This is a genomic window from Leptothoe spongobia TAU-MAC 1115, assembly GCF_018739885.1.
In the GTDB taxonomy this organism is placed as follows: Bacteria; Cyanobacteriota; Cyanobacteriia; order Phormidesmidales; family Phormidesmidaceae; genus Leptothoe; species Leptothoe spongobia.
Window position 1 is genome coordinate 26,154 of the sequence record NZ_JADOES010000037.1, and the last position, 18,096, is coordinate 44,249.

14 protein-coding genes, 2 tRNA genes and 3 rRNA genes are annotated in these 18,096 nt (G+C 47.4%); 11 read left to right on the forward strand and 8 right to left on the reverse strand.

What is annotated here, in order from left to right; translation table 11 throughout:
* The first annotated feature begins 83 nt into the window (after positions 1 to 83).
* Both IXB50_RS16385 and IXB50_RS16390 read left to right on the forward strand, forming a co-directional pair.
* Positions 84 to 1,100, forward strand: a complete 1,017-nt coding sequence (locus IXB50_RS16385) for an AMP-binding protein (RefSeq protein WP_215610067.1) — start codon at positions 84 to 86, stop codon at positions 1,098 to 1,100.
* Positions 1,101 to 1,382: 282 nt separating this feature from the next.
* On the forward strand, positions 1,383 to 2,804 hold the full coding sequence (locus IXB50_RS16390; RefSeq protein WP_215610068.1) for an isochorismate synthase: 1,422 nt from the start codon (positions 1,383 to 1,385) through the stop codon (positions 2,802 to 2,804).
* 38 nt (positions 2,805 to 2,842) lie between these two features.
* Here IXB50_RS16390 and IXB50_RS16395 read toward each other — a convergent pair whose 3' ends face one another.
* From IXB50_RS16395 to IXB50_RS16420, 6 genes are all read right to left on the reverse strand, one after another.
* The gene (locus tag IXB50_RS16395) at positions 2,843 to 3,466 is read right to left on the reverse strand and encodes a hypothetical protein (protein WP_215610069.1); all 624 of its coding nucleotides are present in this window, start codon (positions 3,464 to 3,466) and stop codon (positions 2,843 to 2,845) included.
* 133 nt (positions 3,467 to 3,599) lie between these two features.
* Positions 3,600 to 3,716, reverse strand: a 5S ribosomal RNA gene (gene rrf / locus IXB50_RS16400).
* Positions 3,717 to 3,819: 103 nt separating this feature from the next.
* Positions 3,820 to 6,639: ribosomal RNA gene (locus IXB50_RS16405) — 23S ribosomal RNA — on the reverse strand.
* Positions 6,640 to 6,791: 152 nt separating this feature from the next.
* Positions 6,792 to 6,867, reverse strand: a tRNA-Ala gene (locus tag IXB50_RS16410).
* 7 nt (positions 6,868 to 6,874) lie between these two features.
* A tRNA-Ile gene (locus IXB50_RS16415) sits at positions 6,875 to 6,948 on the reverse strand.
* A gap of 158 nt (positions 6,949 to 7,106) precedes the next feature.
* Positions 7,107 to 8,595, reverse strand: a 16S ribosomal RNA gene (locus tag IXB50_RS16420).
* The 16S, 23S and 5S rRNA genes sit together here with 2 tRNA genes alongside, the layout of an rRNA operon.
* 561 nt (positions 8,596 to 9,156) lie before the next feature.
* On the opposite strand from IXB50_RS16420, the gene nadC reads away from it, so the two are divergent.
* The 3 genes from nadC (at position 9,157) to IXB50_RS16435 (ending at position 12,134) form a co-directional block, all read left to right on the forward strand.
* Positions 9,157 to 10,026, forward strand: coding sequence for a carboxylating nicotinate-nucleotide diphosphorylase (gene nadC, locus IXB50_RS16425; protein ID WP_215610070.1), 870 nt, complete (start codon positions 9,157 to 9,159; stop codon positions 10,024 to 10,026).
* Between the two features lie 145 nt (positions 10,027 to 10,171).
* Positions 10,172 to 10,552, forward strand: a complete 381-nt coding sequence (locus tag IXB50_RS16430; RefSeq protein WP_326520821.1) for a hypothetical protein — start codon at positions 10,172 to 10,174, stop codon at positions 10,550 to 10,552.
* A 109-nt stretch (positions 10,553 to 10,661) separates the two neighbouring features.
* Positions 10,662 to 12,134 carry a polysaccharide deacetylase family protein gene (locus tag IXB50_RS16435; RefSeq protein WP_215610071.1) on the forward strand — a complete coding sequence of 491 codons (1,473 nt, stop codon included), beginning with the start codon at positions 10,662 to 10,664 and terminating at the stop codon, positions 12,132 to 12,134.
* On the opposite strand, the gene IXB50_RS16440 is transcribed toward IXB50_RS16435, so the two are convergent.
* Entirely contained in the window at positions 12,131 to 12,886 is a 756-nt protein-coding gene (locus tag IXB50_RS16440; protein ID WP_326520822.1) for an amino acid ABC transporter ATP-binding protein, read from the reverse strand. The genes IXB50_RS16435 and IXB50_RS16440 overlap by 4 nt on opposite strands.
* Before the next feature lie 158 nt (positions 12,887 to 13,044).
* On the opposite strand from IXB50_RS16440, the gene IXB50_RS16445 reads away from it, so the two are divergent.
* The 3 genes from IXB50_RS16445 (at position 13,045) to IXB50_RS16455 (ending at position 15,196) form a co-directional block, all read left to right on the forward strand.
* Positions 13,045 to 13,413: a TfoX/Sxy family protein gene (locus IXB50_RS16445; RefSeq protein WP_215610072.1), complete on the forward strand. Its 369-nt coding sequence runs from the start codon at positions 13,045 to 13,047 to the stop codon at positions 13,411 to 13,413.
* A 143-nt stretch (positions 13,414 to 13,556) separates the two neighbouring features.
* Complete coding sequence (locus IXB50_RS16450; RefSeq protein WP_215610073.1) at positions 13,557 to 14,366, forward strand: basic amino acid ABC transporter substrate-binding protein; 810 nt, start codon at positions 13,557 to 13,559, stop codon at positions 14,364 to 14,366.
* Positions 14,367 to 14,491: 125 nt separating this feature from the next.
* A complete protein-coding gene (locus IXB50_RS16455) occupies positions 14,492 to 15,196 on the forward strand; it encodes an amino acid ABC transporter permease (protein WP_215610074.1) in 705 nt (234 codons plus the stop codon).
* 79 nt (positions 15,197 to 15,275) lie between these two features.
* Here the strand turns inward: IXB50_RS16455 and IXB50_RS16460 are convergent, their stop codons facing one another.
* A complete protein-coding gene (locus IXB50_RS16460; RefSeq protein ID WP_215610075.1) occupies positions 15,276 to 15,548 on the reverse strand; it encodes a Precorrin-3B methylase in 273 nt (90 codons plus the stop codon).
* 152 nt (positions 15,549 to 15,700) lie between these two features.
* Here IXB50_RS16460 and IXB50_RS16465 point away from each other — a divergent pair, with 152 nt between their 5' ends.
* The 3 genes from IXB50_RS16465 (at position 15,701) to IXB50_RS16475 (ending at position 17,972) form a co-directional block, all read left to right on the forward strand.
* Positions 15,701 to 16,729: a cation diffusion facilitator family transporter gene (locus IXB50_RS16465; protein ID WP_215610076.1), complete on the forward strand. Its 1,029-nt coding sequence runs from the start codon at positions 15,701 to 15,703 to the stop codon at positions 16,727 to 16,729.
* Positions 16,704 to 17,492: an exodeoxyribonuclease III gene (gene xth, locus IXB50_RS16470; RefSeq protein WP_215610077.1), complete on the forward strand. Its 789-nt coding sequence runs from the start codon at positions 16,704 to 16,706 to the stop codon at positions 17,490 to 17,492. The genes IXB50_RS16465 and xth overlap by 26 nt, the downstream gene beginning before the upstream one ends.
* Positions 17,493 to 17,669: 177 nt before the next feature.
* Positions 17,670 to 17,972, forward strand: a complete 303-nt coding sequence (locus tag IXB50_RS16475) for a hypothetical protein (protein WP_215610078.1) — start codon at positions 17,670 to 17,672, stop codon at positions 17,970 to 17,972.
* Positions 17,973 to 18,096 lie beyond the last annotated feature (124 nt).

The following is an 18,096-nucleotide window of genomic DNA, read 5'->3' on the forward strand; positions in this document are numbered from 1 at the left end:
AAGCTATTTGGGTATCTATGCTTGAAAGTTGATTGTGGGTGTTCCGCATATCACTATAGACGTTTTTCCATCATGCTGTCTTGATGAGCCTATCTAATAAAAACACACCGAAATCATCAGTCTCATTAAAGTCATCTCAGGCTGCCGACCCAAAATGCCCATGGCCTGCCCCACAGATATATGCTGACCAGACTGAATTCCCTAAGGATAAGTGCATTCATCACCTATTTGAACAACAGGTTCAGCGGACGCCCCATGCTATTGCCATTAGTCTTGAAAATACTCAGATCACCTATCAACAGCTCAATCGACAGACCAACCGATTAGCCTATCAGCTATCAACCCTTGGCATAGGCCCCAATCACCCCGTAGCGATCTGCGTCGAACCTTCCCTCGATATGGTGATAGGGCTCTTGGGAGTTCTTAAAGCAGGCGGAGCCTATGTACCCATCGACCCCAATGATCCGCCTAAGTATATAAAGCATGTTTTGCAAGATACTCAGGCAAAGGTTCTCCTAACTCAAACTCATCTTGAACACAACCTAGTGTCCTACCTCCACCATCAAGACACTAATCTCATTTGCTTAGATCGAGACCAATGGACAAATATGCAGTCCTGCCCTGACCTAGGGACTCCCGTAACAGCTAACAGTTTGATCCATATCTGTTATACCCATAGCTCAACAGAACAACCTAACAGGGCCATGACTTCCCATAGCAGCGTCTGCAGTCAGCTGTATTGGAGACAGACCTCGTTCCCTTTAAATAAACAAGATCGGGTATTGCAAAACACATCATTTAAACTGACTCCCTCAGTCTGGCAGATTTTCTGGCCTTTATTATCAGGCGCTCAACTTGCCCTTCTTCAACCCAATAGTCACCAAGATATAGATTATCTAGTTGAACGTATCAGCCAGACCAATGTGTCAGTTATTGACTTACCCCCTTGCTCATTAAGAGCGTTATTAAAACACCCTAAACTAGAACAATGCAAAGCATTACAACAGATCTTCTGCGGTGATGCATCATTACCATTCGATCTTAAACAACAATTCTTACAACGGTTTACAGATATTTCCATTCAGGCACCCACTATGTAACCCCCAATCGGCAATACTTGCCATGTTCACAGCAAGCAATCTGCTATAGCTGACGACAGATTGAAACTATCACCACTGCTGAGTTAGGAGATAGTTTTTAGTTGAGCAATAACTATAATATTACGACCTGGCTATAGAGCATTAAGCAATACACTTGGCTAGTATTTTCTGCATGAGTTCATGACTCTTTACATACAGTTAGAACAGCTAGCTCATCGGCCTAAAAGTATGTTACCTGTAGAAATATTTCATCCTTTAAAACTATCTGTTTAAGCTGGCTTTATGACCGTCGCACCATATCAGTCTGACCTATTCAAAAGGTGTAAAGAAATCTATGGATTCTTGTCAGATTGCCAGCGACAGGCAACCCATGATCAACATGCTAAATTAGCTAACCTAACAGTCCCCATTCGGGCTGTTGAACCGTGGCTGGCATTACAGTATTTAGAAGACACATACCCAATACATTTTTACTACTCAACAGCTCAATACACTCTTCTAGGGTTAGGCATAACTATAACTCAGCAAACCTCTGGCCCCAATCGGTTTGAGCGCATGCAACAGTTTGTAGATGTCTGGAAACGTCGCATTCTTTCCTCAAACCAAAGTGGTCCGATCATCAAACCTTACTTCTTATGTGGGTTTACCTTTTTTGACCAGACTGCTGTAGACAGCTTATTCGAGGCAGCTCAGGTATTTGTGCCCCAGCTCCAAATTCGTCAAAGTAATAATCAAACAACAGCCAGCCTGAACTATCTCATTGATGATTCAGTAAACATTACCCGTATTGTTGAAGACATCCGACGACGGCTACAAACACTAGAAACGGCAGCAGAAACAGCCAACCATCACACATCATTGTCTAGTGCACTAAAAACTCCAAAGGTCATTAGAGACGTCGGCAATTTTGAGAAAATGGTCAGTAGCGTGCTCCCTACCTTAAATAGTCCCACGCTTCATAAAGTTGTCCTTGCTGATGCCCTTGATGTATTGTCCGCCAGTCATTTTAATATTCCAGCATCCCTCAAAGCCCTCGGCACAGCCTACAGCGACTGCTATGTGTTTTCATTGAGTAATGGTCAAGGCCCCGTTTTCATGGGAGCCAGTCCAGAAAGGTTATTAAGCATTACGGCTACAGCCGATGGCAAACGACTAACCACAGATGCCCTAGCGGGTTCTGCACCACGAGGCAACACATCAAAAACAGATCAGCTGATCGCAAAACAATTATTGAGTAACCCTAAGGAACGATATGAACATCAAGTTGTTGTCGAATTTATTGTAGAACAACTTATCCAGTTAGGTCTCAAACCTGAATTTGCTGATTCTCCACAGTTACTTCAACTAGCAAATATTCAACACCTACATACACCTATCCAAGCAGCCTTACCCCACAGTCTTAAACCATTGGACTTAGTGAAAATGTTGCATCCCACCCCGGCTGTCGCTGGACTGCCAAGGCTCACAGCTAGTCAACTACTCAAAGCTACAGAATCCTTCGACCGTGAACTCTACGCATCACCGATTGGATGGATTGATGCCAATGGTAACAGTGAGTTTATCGTCGGTATTCGCTCTGCTCTAATTGATGGTCGCCAGGCCAGATTATTTGCAGGTGCTGGTATTGTTGCCCAATCAAATCCTCGTCGTGAGCTTGCAGAAGTGAAGCTCAAACTACAAGCGCTACTAGGAAGCTTGATGTGAACACCTTAGACTATCGCAACACCAATACTCTGTGGGCATCAGTCACCACTCAACAAAACAGGATCTTGCAAGCAGTCAAACCCCATAACATCTGCAGGCGTCTGCTCAGACGGATTTACTGAGTCATCAATACAGTCCGCAATTTGCAAGGCACGAGTCACCAACTCAGAACAAAATAAGGCATTAAAATCAGGCTGGTTACTCAAACCCGCACTATCTAAAATATCCACCCCAGCCCCCACAGCCTGGGGAAAATCGTAAGGTACCGCCTTTGCTTCTACATCACGCAGCCAGCTGCGCATTTTATCTAGGCCGCCCTTGCTTAAGGGCTTCTTCAAAGCCGCCCACCAAACAGATCCAGTACAGGACACCACTCGCTGAGACAATCGTTGAAACTGTACACCCAGTTGTTTTTTACCAGTCCCTTCACTAGGCAAACTCATATTAATGTGGGATTCAGCAATTAAAATCGGGTCTGGATGCTCAGCCTGCGTAGTAACCGACAAAACAATAGCCACATGCACGTAGCACGACTGAGTGGCTATTTTCACCACATTCGCTGGTAAATCACAGGTAGCAAACGCCAATACATCACCAGGTTTAATTTGAGTACACAAATCTATATAGGAGTCTCCCAATTGCTTTAAGCAGGAATCAGTCATATCCATCAACACTTATTGAATATCTATAAATGTTAGAAGGTTAAGGATGACTATCGCAAATTCCAGACAGGATAACCCAAAAATAAAAGCGCATTACCCGTATATCGGTAACGCGCTTTTGTTCTTAATAGGACCCTGGCACCGAGCTATTTTCACAAGGGGCAACCCCCTCACTATCTTCACCGCAGATGCGTTTCACAACCGAGTTCGGGATGGGTCGGAGTGGGACCACACCGCCATAGGCACCAGGAAAGCTATTGAGCTTACTGTTCTCTCAGTAGAGCCCTGAAAGACTGCATAGATTAATAGTGTCGAATACTCATCTGTAGTTCGAGGAAAACCATCTAAAACTGTAGGACAAGCCCTCGGTCTGTTAGTATCCCTCAGCTTCGTATGTTGCCACACTTCCACTTAGAACCTATCAACGGGTCGTCTTCCCGTGACCTTACTGGATTAACTCCATGAGAGCACTCATCTTGAGGTGGGCTTCCCACTTAGATGCTTTCAGCGGTTATCCGCTCCGCACTTGGCTACCCTGCGTTTACCGTTGGCACGATAACAGGTACACCAGAGGTGCGTTCTTCCCGGTCCTCTCGTACTAAGGAAGACTCCTCTCAATGCTCTTACGCCTGCACCGGATATGGACCGAACTGTCTCACGACGTTCTGAACCCAGCTCGCGTGCCGCTTTAATGGGCGAACAGCCCAACCCTTGGGACGTACTACCGCCCCAGGTTGCGACGAGCCGACATCGAGGTGCCAAACCTCCCCGTCGATGTGAACTCTTGGGGGAGATCAGCCTGTTATCCCTAGAGTAACTTTTATCCGTTGAGCGACGGCCCTTCCACTCGGTACCGTCGGATCACTAAGGCCGTGTTTCCACCCTGCTTGAGTTGTCACTCTCGCAGTCAAGCTCTCTTATGCCTTTACACTCGTAGGCTGATTTCCAACCAGCCGGAGAGAACCTTTGCGCGCCTCCGTTACCTTTTAGGAGGCGACCGCCCCAGTCAAACTGCCCACCTGATACTGTCCACTGGCCGGTTAACGGCTCAATGTTAGAATCCTAGCCTTGATAGAGTGGTATCTCACCAGTGACTCAGTAAACCCCACAAGGTCTACTTCTAAGTCTCCCACCTATCCTGCGCAATCAAAGCCCGAACCCAATACCAAGCTACAGTAAAGCTTCATAGGGTCTTTCTGTCCAGGTGCAGGTAGTCCGTATCTTCACAGACAATCCTATTTCGCCGAGTCTCTCTCCGAGACAGCATCCAGATCGTTACGCCTTTCGTGCGGGTCGGAACTTACCCGACAAGGAATTTCGCTACCTTAGGACCGTTATAGTTACGGCCGCCGTTCACCGGGGCTTCGGTCGCTAGCTTCATCCGAAGACTGACCAGCTTCCTTAACCTTCCGGCACTGGGCAGGCGTCAGCTCCTATACTTCCTCTTTCGAGTTGGCAGAAACCTGTGTTTTTGGTAAACAGTCGCCTGGATCTCTTCACTGCGGCCCCCCGTTAAGAGGGCACCCCTTCTCCCGAAGTTACGGGGCCATTTTGCCGAGTTCCTTAGAGAGAGTTATCTCGCGCCCCTTAGTATACTCAACCCACCCACCTGTGTCGGTTTACAGTACGGGTCCAATCGCTTCAATACATCCACAGCTTTTCTAGGCACTATCGTTCACTACGCAACCGCCGTGGCAGTCTCCCAATCCAATTAGGGTGTAGCTAGTTGTCATGCGTCCCTGCAATGCTCCACAATCAGAGTTCAGGAATATTAACCTGATATCCATCGACTACGCCTTTCGGCCTCGCCTTAGGTCCCGACTAACCCTCCGCGGACGAGCCTTCCGGAGGAATCCTTAGGTTTTCGGGGTAGATGATTCTCACATCTATTTTCGCTACTCAAGCCGACATTCTCACTTCTGCTTCGTCCACACCTGCTCTCGCTAATGCTTCTAACTACTACAGAACGCTCCTCTACCACTTAATTAATTAAGTCCACAGCTTCGGTACATCTCTTAGCCCCGTTCATTTTCGGCGCAAGAACGCTTGACCAGTGAGCTATTACGCACTCTTTCAAGGATGGCTGCTTCTAGGCAAACCTCCTGGTTGTCTCAGCATTCTCACCTCCTTTATCACTTAGAGATGATTTGGGGACCTTAGCTGGTGGTCTGGGCTGTTTCCCTCTCGACGATGAAGCTTATCCCCCACCGTCTCACTGGCCATGTATTCAATGGGTATTCTGAGTTTGTCTCGATTTGGTACCGCTCTCGCAGCCCGCACCGAAACAGTGCTTTACCCCCCACCTATAATCATGACCGCTGCGCCTAAACACATTTCGAGGAGATCCAGCTAGCTCCGGGTTCGATTGGCATTTCACCCCTAACCACACCTCATCCGCTCCTTTTTCAACAGAAGTCGGTTCGGTCCTCCACTTAGTGTTACCTAAGCTTCAACCTGGACATGGTTAGATCACCCGGGTTCGGGTCTATAAACACTGACTAACGCCCTTATCAGACTCGGTTTCCCTTTGGCTCCGTCATTCCCGACTTAACCTGCCAGTGCCTATAAGTCGCCGGCTCATTCTTCAACAGGCACGCTATCACACGTTTAATCGTGCTCTAACTGCTTGTAAGCTCATGGTTTCATGTTCTATTTCACTCCCCTCCCGGGGTTCTTTTCACCGTTCCCTCGCGGTACTATTCGCTATCGGTCACACAGGAGTATTTAGCCTTACGAGGTGGTCCTCGCTGATTCAATCGGGATTCCACGTGCCCCGACCTACTCGGGAGTCAGCTAGTATCTCTTCAATGTCGACTACAGGACTCTCACCTTCTTTGGTTCACCTCTCAAGTGATTCGTCTATCGTCCAGATTCCATCTCGCTGTCCCACTACCCCAGCCCTAAAAAAGACTGGTTTAGGCTCTTCCCGCTTCGCTCGCCGCTACTAAGGGAATCGAGTTTTCTTTCTCTTCCTGCAGCTACTAAGATGTTTCAATTCGCTGCGTTAGCTCGTACCCATCTATGTATTCAATGGGCCGTATCTAGGGTTGCCCCATTCGGAAACCCACGGATCAATGCATGCTTCCTGCTCCCCGTGGCATATCGCCGGTAACCGCGTCCTTCATCGCCTCTGTGTGCCTAGGTATCCACCATGAGCCCTTCGTAGCTTGACCTCTCAGTCTTTCTACTAATGGTTCTCTGTGTCGAACTACCTATTCGACTAATCTATGCAGTTGTCAAGGTTCTCGCTAGGCTATAAACCCAGCAGCCTAAGTCTTTGACACTCGTCAATACACAGGGTGCTGAAATCATAATCTATCTAATTTGGTGGAGGTAAGCGGACTCGAACCGCTGACATCCTGCTTGCAAAGCAGGCGCTCTACCAACTGAGCTATACCCCCATCCCAGTGGGCCATCCTGGACTCGAACCAGGGACCTCACCCTTATCAGGGGTGCGCTCTAACCACCTGAGCTAATAGCCCCAATCCTTACTACCCAATCCTAACTAATCAAAATTAAAATCAGATAATAAACATTAAACCTAAACAATAGCTTGAGATTCAAAAATCCTGTTCGACCTAGAGTGACCAAACTCTCTCCTAATTAATATTGTTCAGAGTAGAATTGGTAGGTCTCCCTTAAAGGAGGTGATCCAGCCACACCTTCCGGTACGGCTACCTTGTTACGACTTCACCCCAGTCATCAGCCCTGCCTTCGGCACCCCCCTCCGCGAACGGTTAGGGTAACGACTTCGGGCATGGCCAACTTCCATGGTGTGACGGGCGGTGTGTACAAGGCCCGGGAACGTATTCACCGCAGTATGCTGACCTGCGATTACTAGCGATTCCTCCTTCATGCAGGCGAGTTGCAGCCTGCAATCTGAACTGAGCAACGGTTTATGGGATTAGCTCACTATCGCTAGTTGGCTGCCCTTTGTCCGTTGCATTGTAGTACGTGTGTAGCCCAGAACGTAAGGGGCATGATGACTTGACGTCGTCCACACCTTCCTCCGAGTTGTCCCCGGCAGTCTCTCCAGAGTGCCCAACTGAATGATGGCAACTAAAGACGTGGGTTGCGCTCGTTGCGGGACTTAACCCAACATCTCACGACACGAGCTGACGACAGCCATGCACCACCTGTCTCCCCGCTCCCGAAGGCACTATCCTATTTCTAAGATATTCGGGGGATGTCAAGTCCTGGTAAGGTTCTTCGCGTTGCATCGAATTAAACCACATACTCCACCGCTTGTGCGGGCCCCCGTCAATTCCTTTGAGTTTCACACTTGCGTGCGTACTCCCCAGGCGGGATACTTAACGCGTTTGCTGCGGTACTGCACGGGTCGATACGCACAACACCTAGTATCCATCGTTTACAGCTAGGACTACAGGGGTATCTAATCCCTTTCGCTCCCCTAGCTTTCGTCCATCAGCGTCAGTCTTGGCCCAGTAGAGCGCCTTCGCCACTGGTGTTCTTCCTAATATCTACGCATTTCACCGCTACACTAGGAATTCCCTCTACCCCTACCATACTCTAGTTACACAGTTTCAGTTGCTCTCCCACAGTTGAGCTGCAGTCTTTAACAACTGACTTAAGTAACCGCCTACGGACGCTTTACGCCCAATAATTCCGGATAACGCTTGCATCCTCCGTCTTACCGCGGCTGCTGGCACGGAGTTAGCCGATGCTGATTCCTCTGGTACCGTCAGATCTTCTTCCCAGAGAAAAGAGGTTTACAATCCACAGACATTCCTCCCTCACGCGGCGTTGCTCCGTCAGGCTTGCGCCCATTGCGGAAAATTCCCCACTGCTGCCTCCCGTAGGAGTCTGGGCCGTGTCTCAGTCCCAGTGTGGCTGATCTTCCTCTCAGAACAGCTACTGATCGTCGCCTTGGTAAGCCCTTACCCCACCAACTAGCTAATCAGACGCGAGCTCATCCTCAGGCACATTAAGCTTTCAGCTCTCGCCATATGCGGTATTAGCCATCGTTTCCAATGGTTGTCCCCCACCTAAGGGCAGATCCTCACGCGTTACTCACCCGTCCGCCACTCAGTCCGAAGACTTCGTTCGACTTGCATGTGTTAAGCACGCCGCCAGCGTTCATCCTGAGCCAGGATCAAACTCTCCATGGTAGTCTTCAGCTCCACTAGGGAACTAATAAACTCATTAGTCAAGTATTGACCTGACACTCAGTGTTATCTAAGTATCCGGTCGTTTGACAATTAACTAAACTTCGTGATAAAGTCTAACCAATTTCAAACTTAAAGAAATTAACAGGATTTCGTCTAGAATCTCAAACTATTTAACTGTCTAGGTTCTACACCCAATTCGGGTCGGTTTTTCGCCGCTCCCGTCTCAAGCGCTTTACTAATATAGCGGCTCCCTAGACTCGGGTCAATACCCTTTTTGAAGTTTTTTTTGGAAACGCCAAACCTCCCGGAAATTCAGAGGTTTGGCGTTTTTTAGTGCCCTATTTTTATAAAGCCGGAAGTTTTGGGGGACCCTAGAATAAAGTTTTCACCCAATATCATCAATAAATTCCTGATGGACTCCTATGCGCTATCAGGCTCAGTAGACCCATAGTGAGTCAAGCGGGAAGCGCTAAACATATATCTTGTTAGATAAAAGGACAGATTTGGATTAGAGAGCTCACATAGGTACCTATATATAAGACAGGCTAATAAGGACAGAATATGAATATCAACTGGATCAGTCTCAATGAACACCTGAAGCAATGGTTACAGGAGGATATTGGTCGCAGTGATCAGACAACTATAGGATTAGCTAACACAGGCCACTCGATTGGCAAGGGGTACTGGTTAGCAAAAGGTTCTGGTGTCATATGTGGCATGCCTATTGCTGAACGAGTCTTTCAAATCTTGTCTGATGCCAACAAGACGGACAAAAAAATGGAGTTCAAGTCGTGTATTGCCGAAGGTACATGGGTAACCGCTGGAACGACCATTGCGCAGATACAAGGTACTTTAGCCATATTATTAACTGGGGAAAGGGTCGCCCTGAATTTAGCCATGCATCTCAGTGGGATTGCTACAGCTACTAGAGAGTATGTCAATGCAATCGCAGATCTTCCAACGCAGTTAGTTGATACACGAAAAACCACACCAGGGCTGCGAACTCTTGAAAAATATGCTGTTCGGATGGGTGGGGCGTGCAACCATCGAATGGGTCTTGATGATGGTGTAATGATTAAGGACAATCATATTGCAGCAGCAGGTGGGATCCGAGAGGCCATCAAGGCTGTACGGTCGACAATCCCCTATCCACTGACTGTAGAAGTAGAAACTGAGAATTTGGAACAGGTACAGGAAGCTTTAGACTCTGGGGCTGACATTATCATGCTGGATAATATGGCTCCGTTCATCATGGCCGAAGCAGTCAAATTGATTCGACGGAGTAGCTCACGAGTCAAAATTGAAGGGTCAGGCAACGTAACTCTGCAAACTATTCGCGAGATCGCCTTGACAGGAGTCGACTATATCTCCAGCAGTGCTCCTATCACTCGTTCCCCTTGGTTAGATCTGAGCATGCGGATAGAATCCTAGAAGATAAGAGAAGAATCTAGCGAATTGTATCGATTTCGCAAACGTTTGCAAACGGACAATTGCAAAATTACAAAGCTTCAGACAGTTTCAGTGTTAGGAGTGCACAATCTAAACATAACGGAGAATATATGGGGTTGTAATCACTGTGAGCCATATCCCTAGGCAACCAGCCAAGATCATTAAATTGGATATATTGGACACCGACTATGCTTCGATGGTAGCTGGTGAACCAATTTCTGATGAACGCAAGCAACGATTAGAAGCTACTGACCCCCAGGCCTTTACATACATCAGTCGTCAAATCTCGAGATACCGTTACGGCTGTCATACTCAGGAAGAGCGCGATGACGCCCTGTATAACATCGGGGCAATCGTTGGATTGATGACACCATCTGATATCGAAGATGTGCATGAGAGATTACGGCATACGGGTCATCTTTACCTGACCCAAGGAGAACGACGACAGATCCTGAACTGGCTAGAGGATGAGTTGGCCATTTCGTTTGAACATAGGGTAAATGAATAGGAGGAGTTAACCTCAGATTATCTTTTCTATAAGGATGGTTTATTTTAGAGCCCGTAACTGGGAAACTAGATATAGAAAAGTTAATCTACCTTTAATAACTCCCTAGAACATGTCCGCTGTTATATCTCCCCCGGCTACGTATAACCAATCCCTCCCTACACTCTGTGGATGGGAGTCTTCTATTCAAGAAATAGGTCAGTCTGATCAGCCAGTCTTTCTGGAGCGCAGCAATTTAGACCTACAGGACCTATCGGCTGGGTTTGCGATCGCGCTGCACATGCACCAGCCCACCATCCCAGCAGGACCAGAAGGTCAACTGATTGGGCATTTGCAGTATATGTTTGAGCACCACTACGAAGGTGACAATCATAATGCTGGACCATTTGCCTATTGCTATGCCCGTATGGGTGACTTTATTCCTGAACTGATAGATCAGGGATGCAATCCCCGGATCATGCTGGATTACTCTGGGAATTTGCTCTGGGGATTACAGCAAATGGGGCGCAACGATATTATCGATAAGCTTAAAGGAATTACCTGTGATCCCCGATATCAGCCCTATGTAGAATGGCTAGGTACATTTTGGGGGCATGCGGTGGCCGCCGCTACACCACTGCCGGATATAAAGCTCCATATTCAGGCATGGCAGCATCAATTTGTCAGCATTTTTGGCCTAGAAGCCCTAAAACGGGTCCGAGGGTTTTCCCTGCCCGAAATGCAGTTGCCCAATCATCCTGATGCCCTTTATACATTAGTCAGTGCTCTCAAAGAAAGTGGCTACCGTTGGGTCATGGTGCAGGAGCATACAATAGAAACTCTGGCAGGGGAAGGTATTCGTCAGCCACATGTGCCGCATCGGTTGATAGCTCGCAATAGCCATGGTGAAGAAATTTCAATTACGGTATTGATCAAAACTCAGGGATCTGACACCAAACTGATTGGTCAGATGCAGCCCTTCTATGAAGCCAAGACCTTAGATCAGGTAACGATAGGAAATCAGTCAATTCCTCCCCTCGTCAGTCAAATTTCTGATGGAGAGAATGGTGGTGTGATGATGAATGAATTTCCAGGAGCCTTTAAACGGGCTTGGCATGAATCACAACATGAACGCAACATTACTGGCATTAATGGAACAGAGTATCTAGAACTGCTAGGTGCAGCAGGAATTACTGAAAGTGACTTTCCTAGCTGTCAAGCAATCGGCCAACACCATCTGTGGCAGGCTTTAGAAAGTGATGACATTACTCCTGAAAAGGTACATTCTGCGATCTCCACACTTAGCGAAAACCACATCACTTTTAGCGGCGGGTCATGGACTAATGAACGTAGCTGGATAGATGGATATGACAACGTCGTTGGGCCGATGGAACGCCTTAGTGCTCGTTTGCATCAGGCTACGGAGCAGGTACCTGCAGCTCAGCGTCCTCACCTAGTAATGAATGCCAATTATCGGCAGGCATTACTTTATAACTTGATTTTACAAACCAGCTGTTTTCGTTATTGGGGGCAAGGACAATGGACCGACTATGCCCGGACGCTCTATCAGCGAGGCTGTGAATTTATTGAACGAGGATTTGCTTAGACCGTCAAACCATTCATACGACTAAGGAAAGTTTGTAAGCGCTCACTTTGAGGGTTTCGCAAAACATCGCTTGGAGCGCCAGTCTCTTCGACCAAACCTTGATTGAGAAACATAACCCGGCTAGCCACATCTCTTGCAAACTGCATTTCATGGGTAACGACAGCCATAGTCATGCCATCCTCCGCAAGGGTACGCATAACTTGTAATACTTCGCCTACAAGCTCAGGATCCAGAGCACTAGTAGGTTCATCAAATAGCAAAATATCAGGCTGCATACACAGTGAGCGAGCAATAGCCACTCGCTGCTTTTGACCACCCGAAAGTTGATCGGGATAGGCAGTTTCCTTTTCTGCTAGACCGACCTTTGCCAAATAAAAACGTCCCCGTTCTTCAGCCTCAACAGAGGATAGTTTCAAAACCTTACGTGGTGACAGCGTAAGATTTTCCAAAACACTCATGTGGGGATAGAGATTAAACTGCTGAAACACCATCCCTACTTTGGCGCGTAACTGCTGTAGAGACTTAGTACTCAAATTCGCCACAGAGAGATCAATGTTATTGACCATCAGCTGACCACCGCTGATAGTTTCTAAGCGATTAAAACAACGCAAGAGCGTGCTTTTACCACATCCTGAAGAGCCAATAATGGCAACCACTTCACCACACTGAATTTGTCCGTTGATGCCTCGCAGCACCGATAGGTCACCGTAGCTTTTTTGTAAATTGGCGAAGTAAATCGCAGATTCTGTCACAGGGACACCGTTGATAACGCTATGAAAAGCATACTAACGATACCCCTGGAGCGAAGCTATAAATAAAACTGTTTTTTAAGTGATGGCTGGCTACACCACATAACATCAAGTATTAACTATCACCATGCCCATCAGGTCTTAACATCGAGGACTGCTCTATGCCATCTCAAGAAGCCATAGCTTTCAAAGATAAGATCGTGAACCAACTCACTCAAGTGGCACCCGTAACGGCTCGTGCCATGTTTGGTGGCTATGGTCTCTACGCAGACGGGGTCATGTTTGCCCTCATTGCTGATGAAACTCTCTATTTCAAAGTTGGTGATGAAAATCGAGCCGACTATCTTGAGGCTGATATGGGACCGTTTCGCTATGAACGCCACGGTCAACCTATCCAAATGTCTTACTATCAGCTACCAGAAACCGTCCTTGAAGATCCTGAAACACTTTTGAGTTGGATAGAAAAAGCTCAAGGGGCTGCACACAGGAGCAAAAAGTCGAAGAAGTCAAAGAAACGTAAGCAGTCATGAAGCTACCATCAACACCTTTTTTAATTCCTGGTAGATTAAACTACACGTCAAGGTCAGATATCAGGGCGATGCGTCGGCCCTAGCGTCCTTTCGCCCAGGATAGGGCCAGTTGAATCATGACATTAAGGATTTCATTAAGCACTATGAAACGGTCTCACTTCTTAAAAAATATATGTTTGAGTCTGGGGGCGGCCCTCGTACTAGCTGCCTGTGGCGGTACTCAGGAAGCGACTGCACCCAACGGTGATATATCTGCTGGCCCCTGGGTCGTAGGGACGGAACCTGCTTTCCCCCCTTTTGAGTCCCAGAGTGATAGCGGAGAACTCGAAGGTTTTGACATCGATTTGATGCAGGCTATTGGAGAACAGGCTGGTGTCGATGTCGAGTTTGAAAGCCTACCCTTCGATGGTCTTATTCCTGCACTACAGGCTGGCACGATTGAGGCCGCCATTAGTGGCATGACCATTACGGAAGAACGTTCTCAAACCGTAGACTTTTCCCGCCCCTACTTCCGAGCTGGTCTTGCCATCGCTGTGGCGGCAGATGACAGTGAAACAACATCTCTAGAGACGCTAGAAGGAAAAACGATCGCGGTACAGATTGGGACAACAGGTGCAAAGATGGCTGGCACTGTTAAAGATGCCAAAGTCAGCACTTTTGACTCAGCACCATTGGCTCTCCAAGAACTATCCAATGGCAATGCTGATGCTGTCATTAATGATGCACCGGCTACATTGGATGCGATCGCAACCGGCAATATCGACGGAGTCAAAGTAGTGGGTGAACTCCTCACCGAAGAGTTCTATGGCATAGCAATGCCAAAGGATTCACCCAATCTAGAAGCCTTGAATACAGCATTGGCAGAGCTGATAGAAAACGGCACCTATAACACCATCTATGAAAAGTGGTTTGGAGCTTCACCTGTCAGCACACTACCCGAAGCTGCTTTTTAACCTATTGGGGAAGTCATCATCATCAGGTGCTCAATTTTGAGGTTTGAATGTTGATTTAGACCACATCAGCATTCAAACCTGAGAGCTTAACATCGCCCTATTCCGAAAAGGGACTATTAACTACCGTGCAATACATTCTTGACGCTCTGCCCACTCTGCTACAGGGTGCTGCCATCACACTACAACTGACAGCCCTAGCCATTTTTTTCGGTTTTATCGGTGGCACCCTACTAGGAACCGCACGACTTTCAAAAATCAAACCAGTTCGTTTAGTCACCCAAGCCTATATTGAATTTTTTCGTGGGACTCCTTTGCTAGTACAGATCTTTTGGATTTATTTTGGCTTCCCTCCTTTGTTCCAAAGCTTGGGCTTAGACTTTACCTTTGATCGTTGGGCCGCAGGCGTTTTAGCATTAAGCCTAAATGCAGCAGCGTATATTGCAGAAATTGTACGTGGCGGCATTCAATCCATTGAACGGGGACAATGGGAAGCCGCTTCATCCATGGGTCTCAATTCGCTCCAAACTTTGCGTTATATCGTGCTACCTCAAGCGCTACGTCGGATGATTCCGCCCTTGGGCAACGAATTTACAACATTACTCAAAGACACCAGCCTAGTTGCCGTAATTGGTCTTGAAGAACTTTTTCGACGAGGCCAATTGATCGTGGCTACTAATTTTCGTGCTTTTGAAATCTACACAGCAGTTGGTTTGATATACCTTGCAATGAACTTATTTTTCTCGCAAGGGTTTACTTGGTTAGAAAAGTGGACAGATCCAACTGAAAAAGCCAAGCGAGGAGCACAGAAAACGGTTACTCCGGCCAGCTAAATAAACTATTAACCAGACAGCAACAAAATATTGGTGGTTTTCCACCCTAGACTGCACCAAGTATCTGCTTGAGTGTCTATCACTTACGTCGTCTTGAAGACCGATGCTTGCTGCCAGGTGGCGTCCGATGGGAACCAAAGTACTTTTCGCTGCGATAGCGTAACCAAACTCTTAGCTGTTGTGGAATTTTTTCCTTCTGCACCTTTGTCAGTTGGTTATACAACTTTAAAGCCCGTTCCCGTTCGCGACGACAGGCAGCATTATTGTGAGCGTCCCATAATTTTTTGGCCAAGCGAATGCGGCGACAGGTTTCTTTGATAAGGGCATCACCTTGGAGTGGCTGATCGGACATAGCGGTTAGACAGACTGTCACAGAGAGAATTGTCGATATTGGCTGAGCGTGGCAAGCTCATATAGTAAGCATCCTGATGCATTAGGATGCTTGCGTGTCACATTGGCGGGATAACAAAACGCTTTCATAAGACACGCCTTGGCATAACCAATGTGACCAATATACAGATGCATAATCATGGCTTTGGGGCTTGCGACTGCCCAACGGATACGTCGCCCGACAAACTAAGAGTATTGGCCATCGCCCTAATAATGGTGGCAGGATTTTCAGCTGTGGAGCTCAGGATCAGTCACCACAGCCACAGTTTATCGTTACTGGCCGATGCAGGTCATATGATCGCTGATGTCTTTGCGATCGCAATGTCCCTTCTAGCCGCCTGGATCGCACGCTGGCCCACATCACCCCAAGCCCCCTTCGGGTATCGACGTGTAGAAATTTTAGCTGCACTGATCAATGGCATTGGCCTACTACTCATCGCTGTATGGATCGGCCAAGAAGCCATTACTCAGCTCCAGAGAACACACACCGAAATTTTAACCCGCCCCATGGCATTAACCGCGTTAGGTGGTCTGGGTATTCACGGCATCAATGCGGTTTTACTGCATAGCCATACTGATAACGATTTAAATCTGCGTGGAGCTTTTTTACATACCCTGGCAGATGCACTGAGCTGTTTAGGTGTGCTGTTTGTAGCGGCAGCTGTGCATTGGTTTGGATGGCAGTGGACAGACAGTGGGGTGAGTATTGCTATTTCGCTACTCATTTTCGCTGGAGCCATGTCGCTCATCCGCCAAAGCCTGAGTATTTTGCTAGAGCAAACCCCAACTAATATCAACCCCGAAGATATCAAACAACATCTCCTCACCTTTAGCGATGTCACCCAGGTTGAGCAGCTACGCATTTGGACCATTGCTCCTGGACAACTCCACTTAACCGCACACCTGAGTGTCATGGGCAACCCAAACCGTCGCGACCTGCTACTAAATCGACTGCAAACATCACTCCGCAAAGACTTTGACATTAGTGAAGCCACTCTACAAATGAGATCTGCCCGATCGGTTGCCCTCTCAACGCTACCCAATACTAAAATACGAGAGCTAATTCAGACCGGTATCACCGATCCCAACAGCGTTGTCCCTGCCAAAACTGAACCGAATGCAAGTCGCCTCCTGGAACGTTAACTCTGTTCGCACTCGCTTGGGCCATGTCACTGACTGGCTAAAGGACAATCCAGACGTGGATGTCCTGTGTCTCCAAGAGACCAAAGTAGTTGACACTGACTTTCCCAAAGCACCATTTGAGGAACTGGATTACCACGTCTATATTTATGGGCAAAAAGCCTATAACGGTGTGGCTCTGATCAGCAAGGCTCCTTTAGAAGAAGTACGTATGGGGTTTGGGGCAATCCTTGACCAGGAAACCGTCGGAGATCTAGACGATCAAAAACGCGTCATCAGCGCCGTACTTGATGGGGTAAGAATTCTCAACCTATATGTGCCTAATGGATCTTCCATTGGCAGCGAAAAGTACGCATACAAACTGCGATGGTTAGCTGTCCTAAAGCAGTACTTGAGTAAAACTCTAGAGGAAACCACCAAGCTCAACGTCTGTGGTGACTTTAATATCGCCCTAGAGAATAAAGATATTTACACCGATGAAAAGCGGGATAAACACATCATGTCCTCCCCCACAGAACGGGAAACATTGGCAGAGATTCTGACTATAGGTCTAGCAGATGCGTTTCGGAAGTTTACTGATGCAGGTGGGCACTTTAGCTGGTGGGATTATCGCGCCGCTTCCTTCCGTCGCAATATGGGGTGGCGCATTGACCACCATTACCTGTCCCCTGAATTATATGAACAGGCAACACGCTGCTGGATCGATATCGAACCCCGTAAGCTCGAAAAACCTAGCGATCATACCCCAGTCATCGTTGAATATTGAGTCCATTCCATACGGGTAATCAATGGAACGAAGCACCCGGAAGACACGTCAAACATTACACGATAATCTTTTGAGCAGGATATAGCCCCATCCTCTTGAGAAATATTCTGCTCAAGGAAATCTGCATAGCCCCCTCTGCAGTCAGGTCTAAGCATCTATGCAGTTTTTGAGTTATCCGTGAATACTTTTTTAGCCAGCCAAGATTGTCCAATTCTCGATCCACCTGAGCTGGAAACAGCGCTACATTTCCTAGGAATTTTTACGAACTTGGAAGACGAATTTAATCGGATTGATTTAGTCAATACCGGTTTATTTGATTTAGAGCATCCTGAAACAGCTCAGCAACTTGATCTAACAGGCGCTATTCGAGCAATTAAACGCAAAAGCCAACTAGCCAAAAATGTTCTGCGCTGGGTGGACGACAATCGATATAGCCTGAATCAACAGGCCCTGACTGAGACAGAAACTTTAATGCATTAAGTGACAGTGCAACATTGCTCCCGCCCGACCAGGCTTTCTCACCTGCCAACGACACCTGCGCCAAATCATCTACAGGCCTATGAATCGTGCTGCCAGCCAATTGACTACTGTACCTGGTCTAATC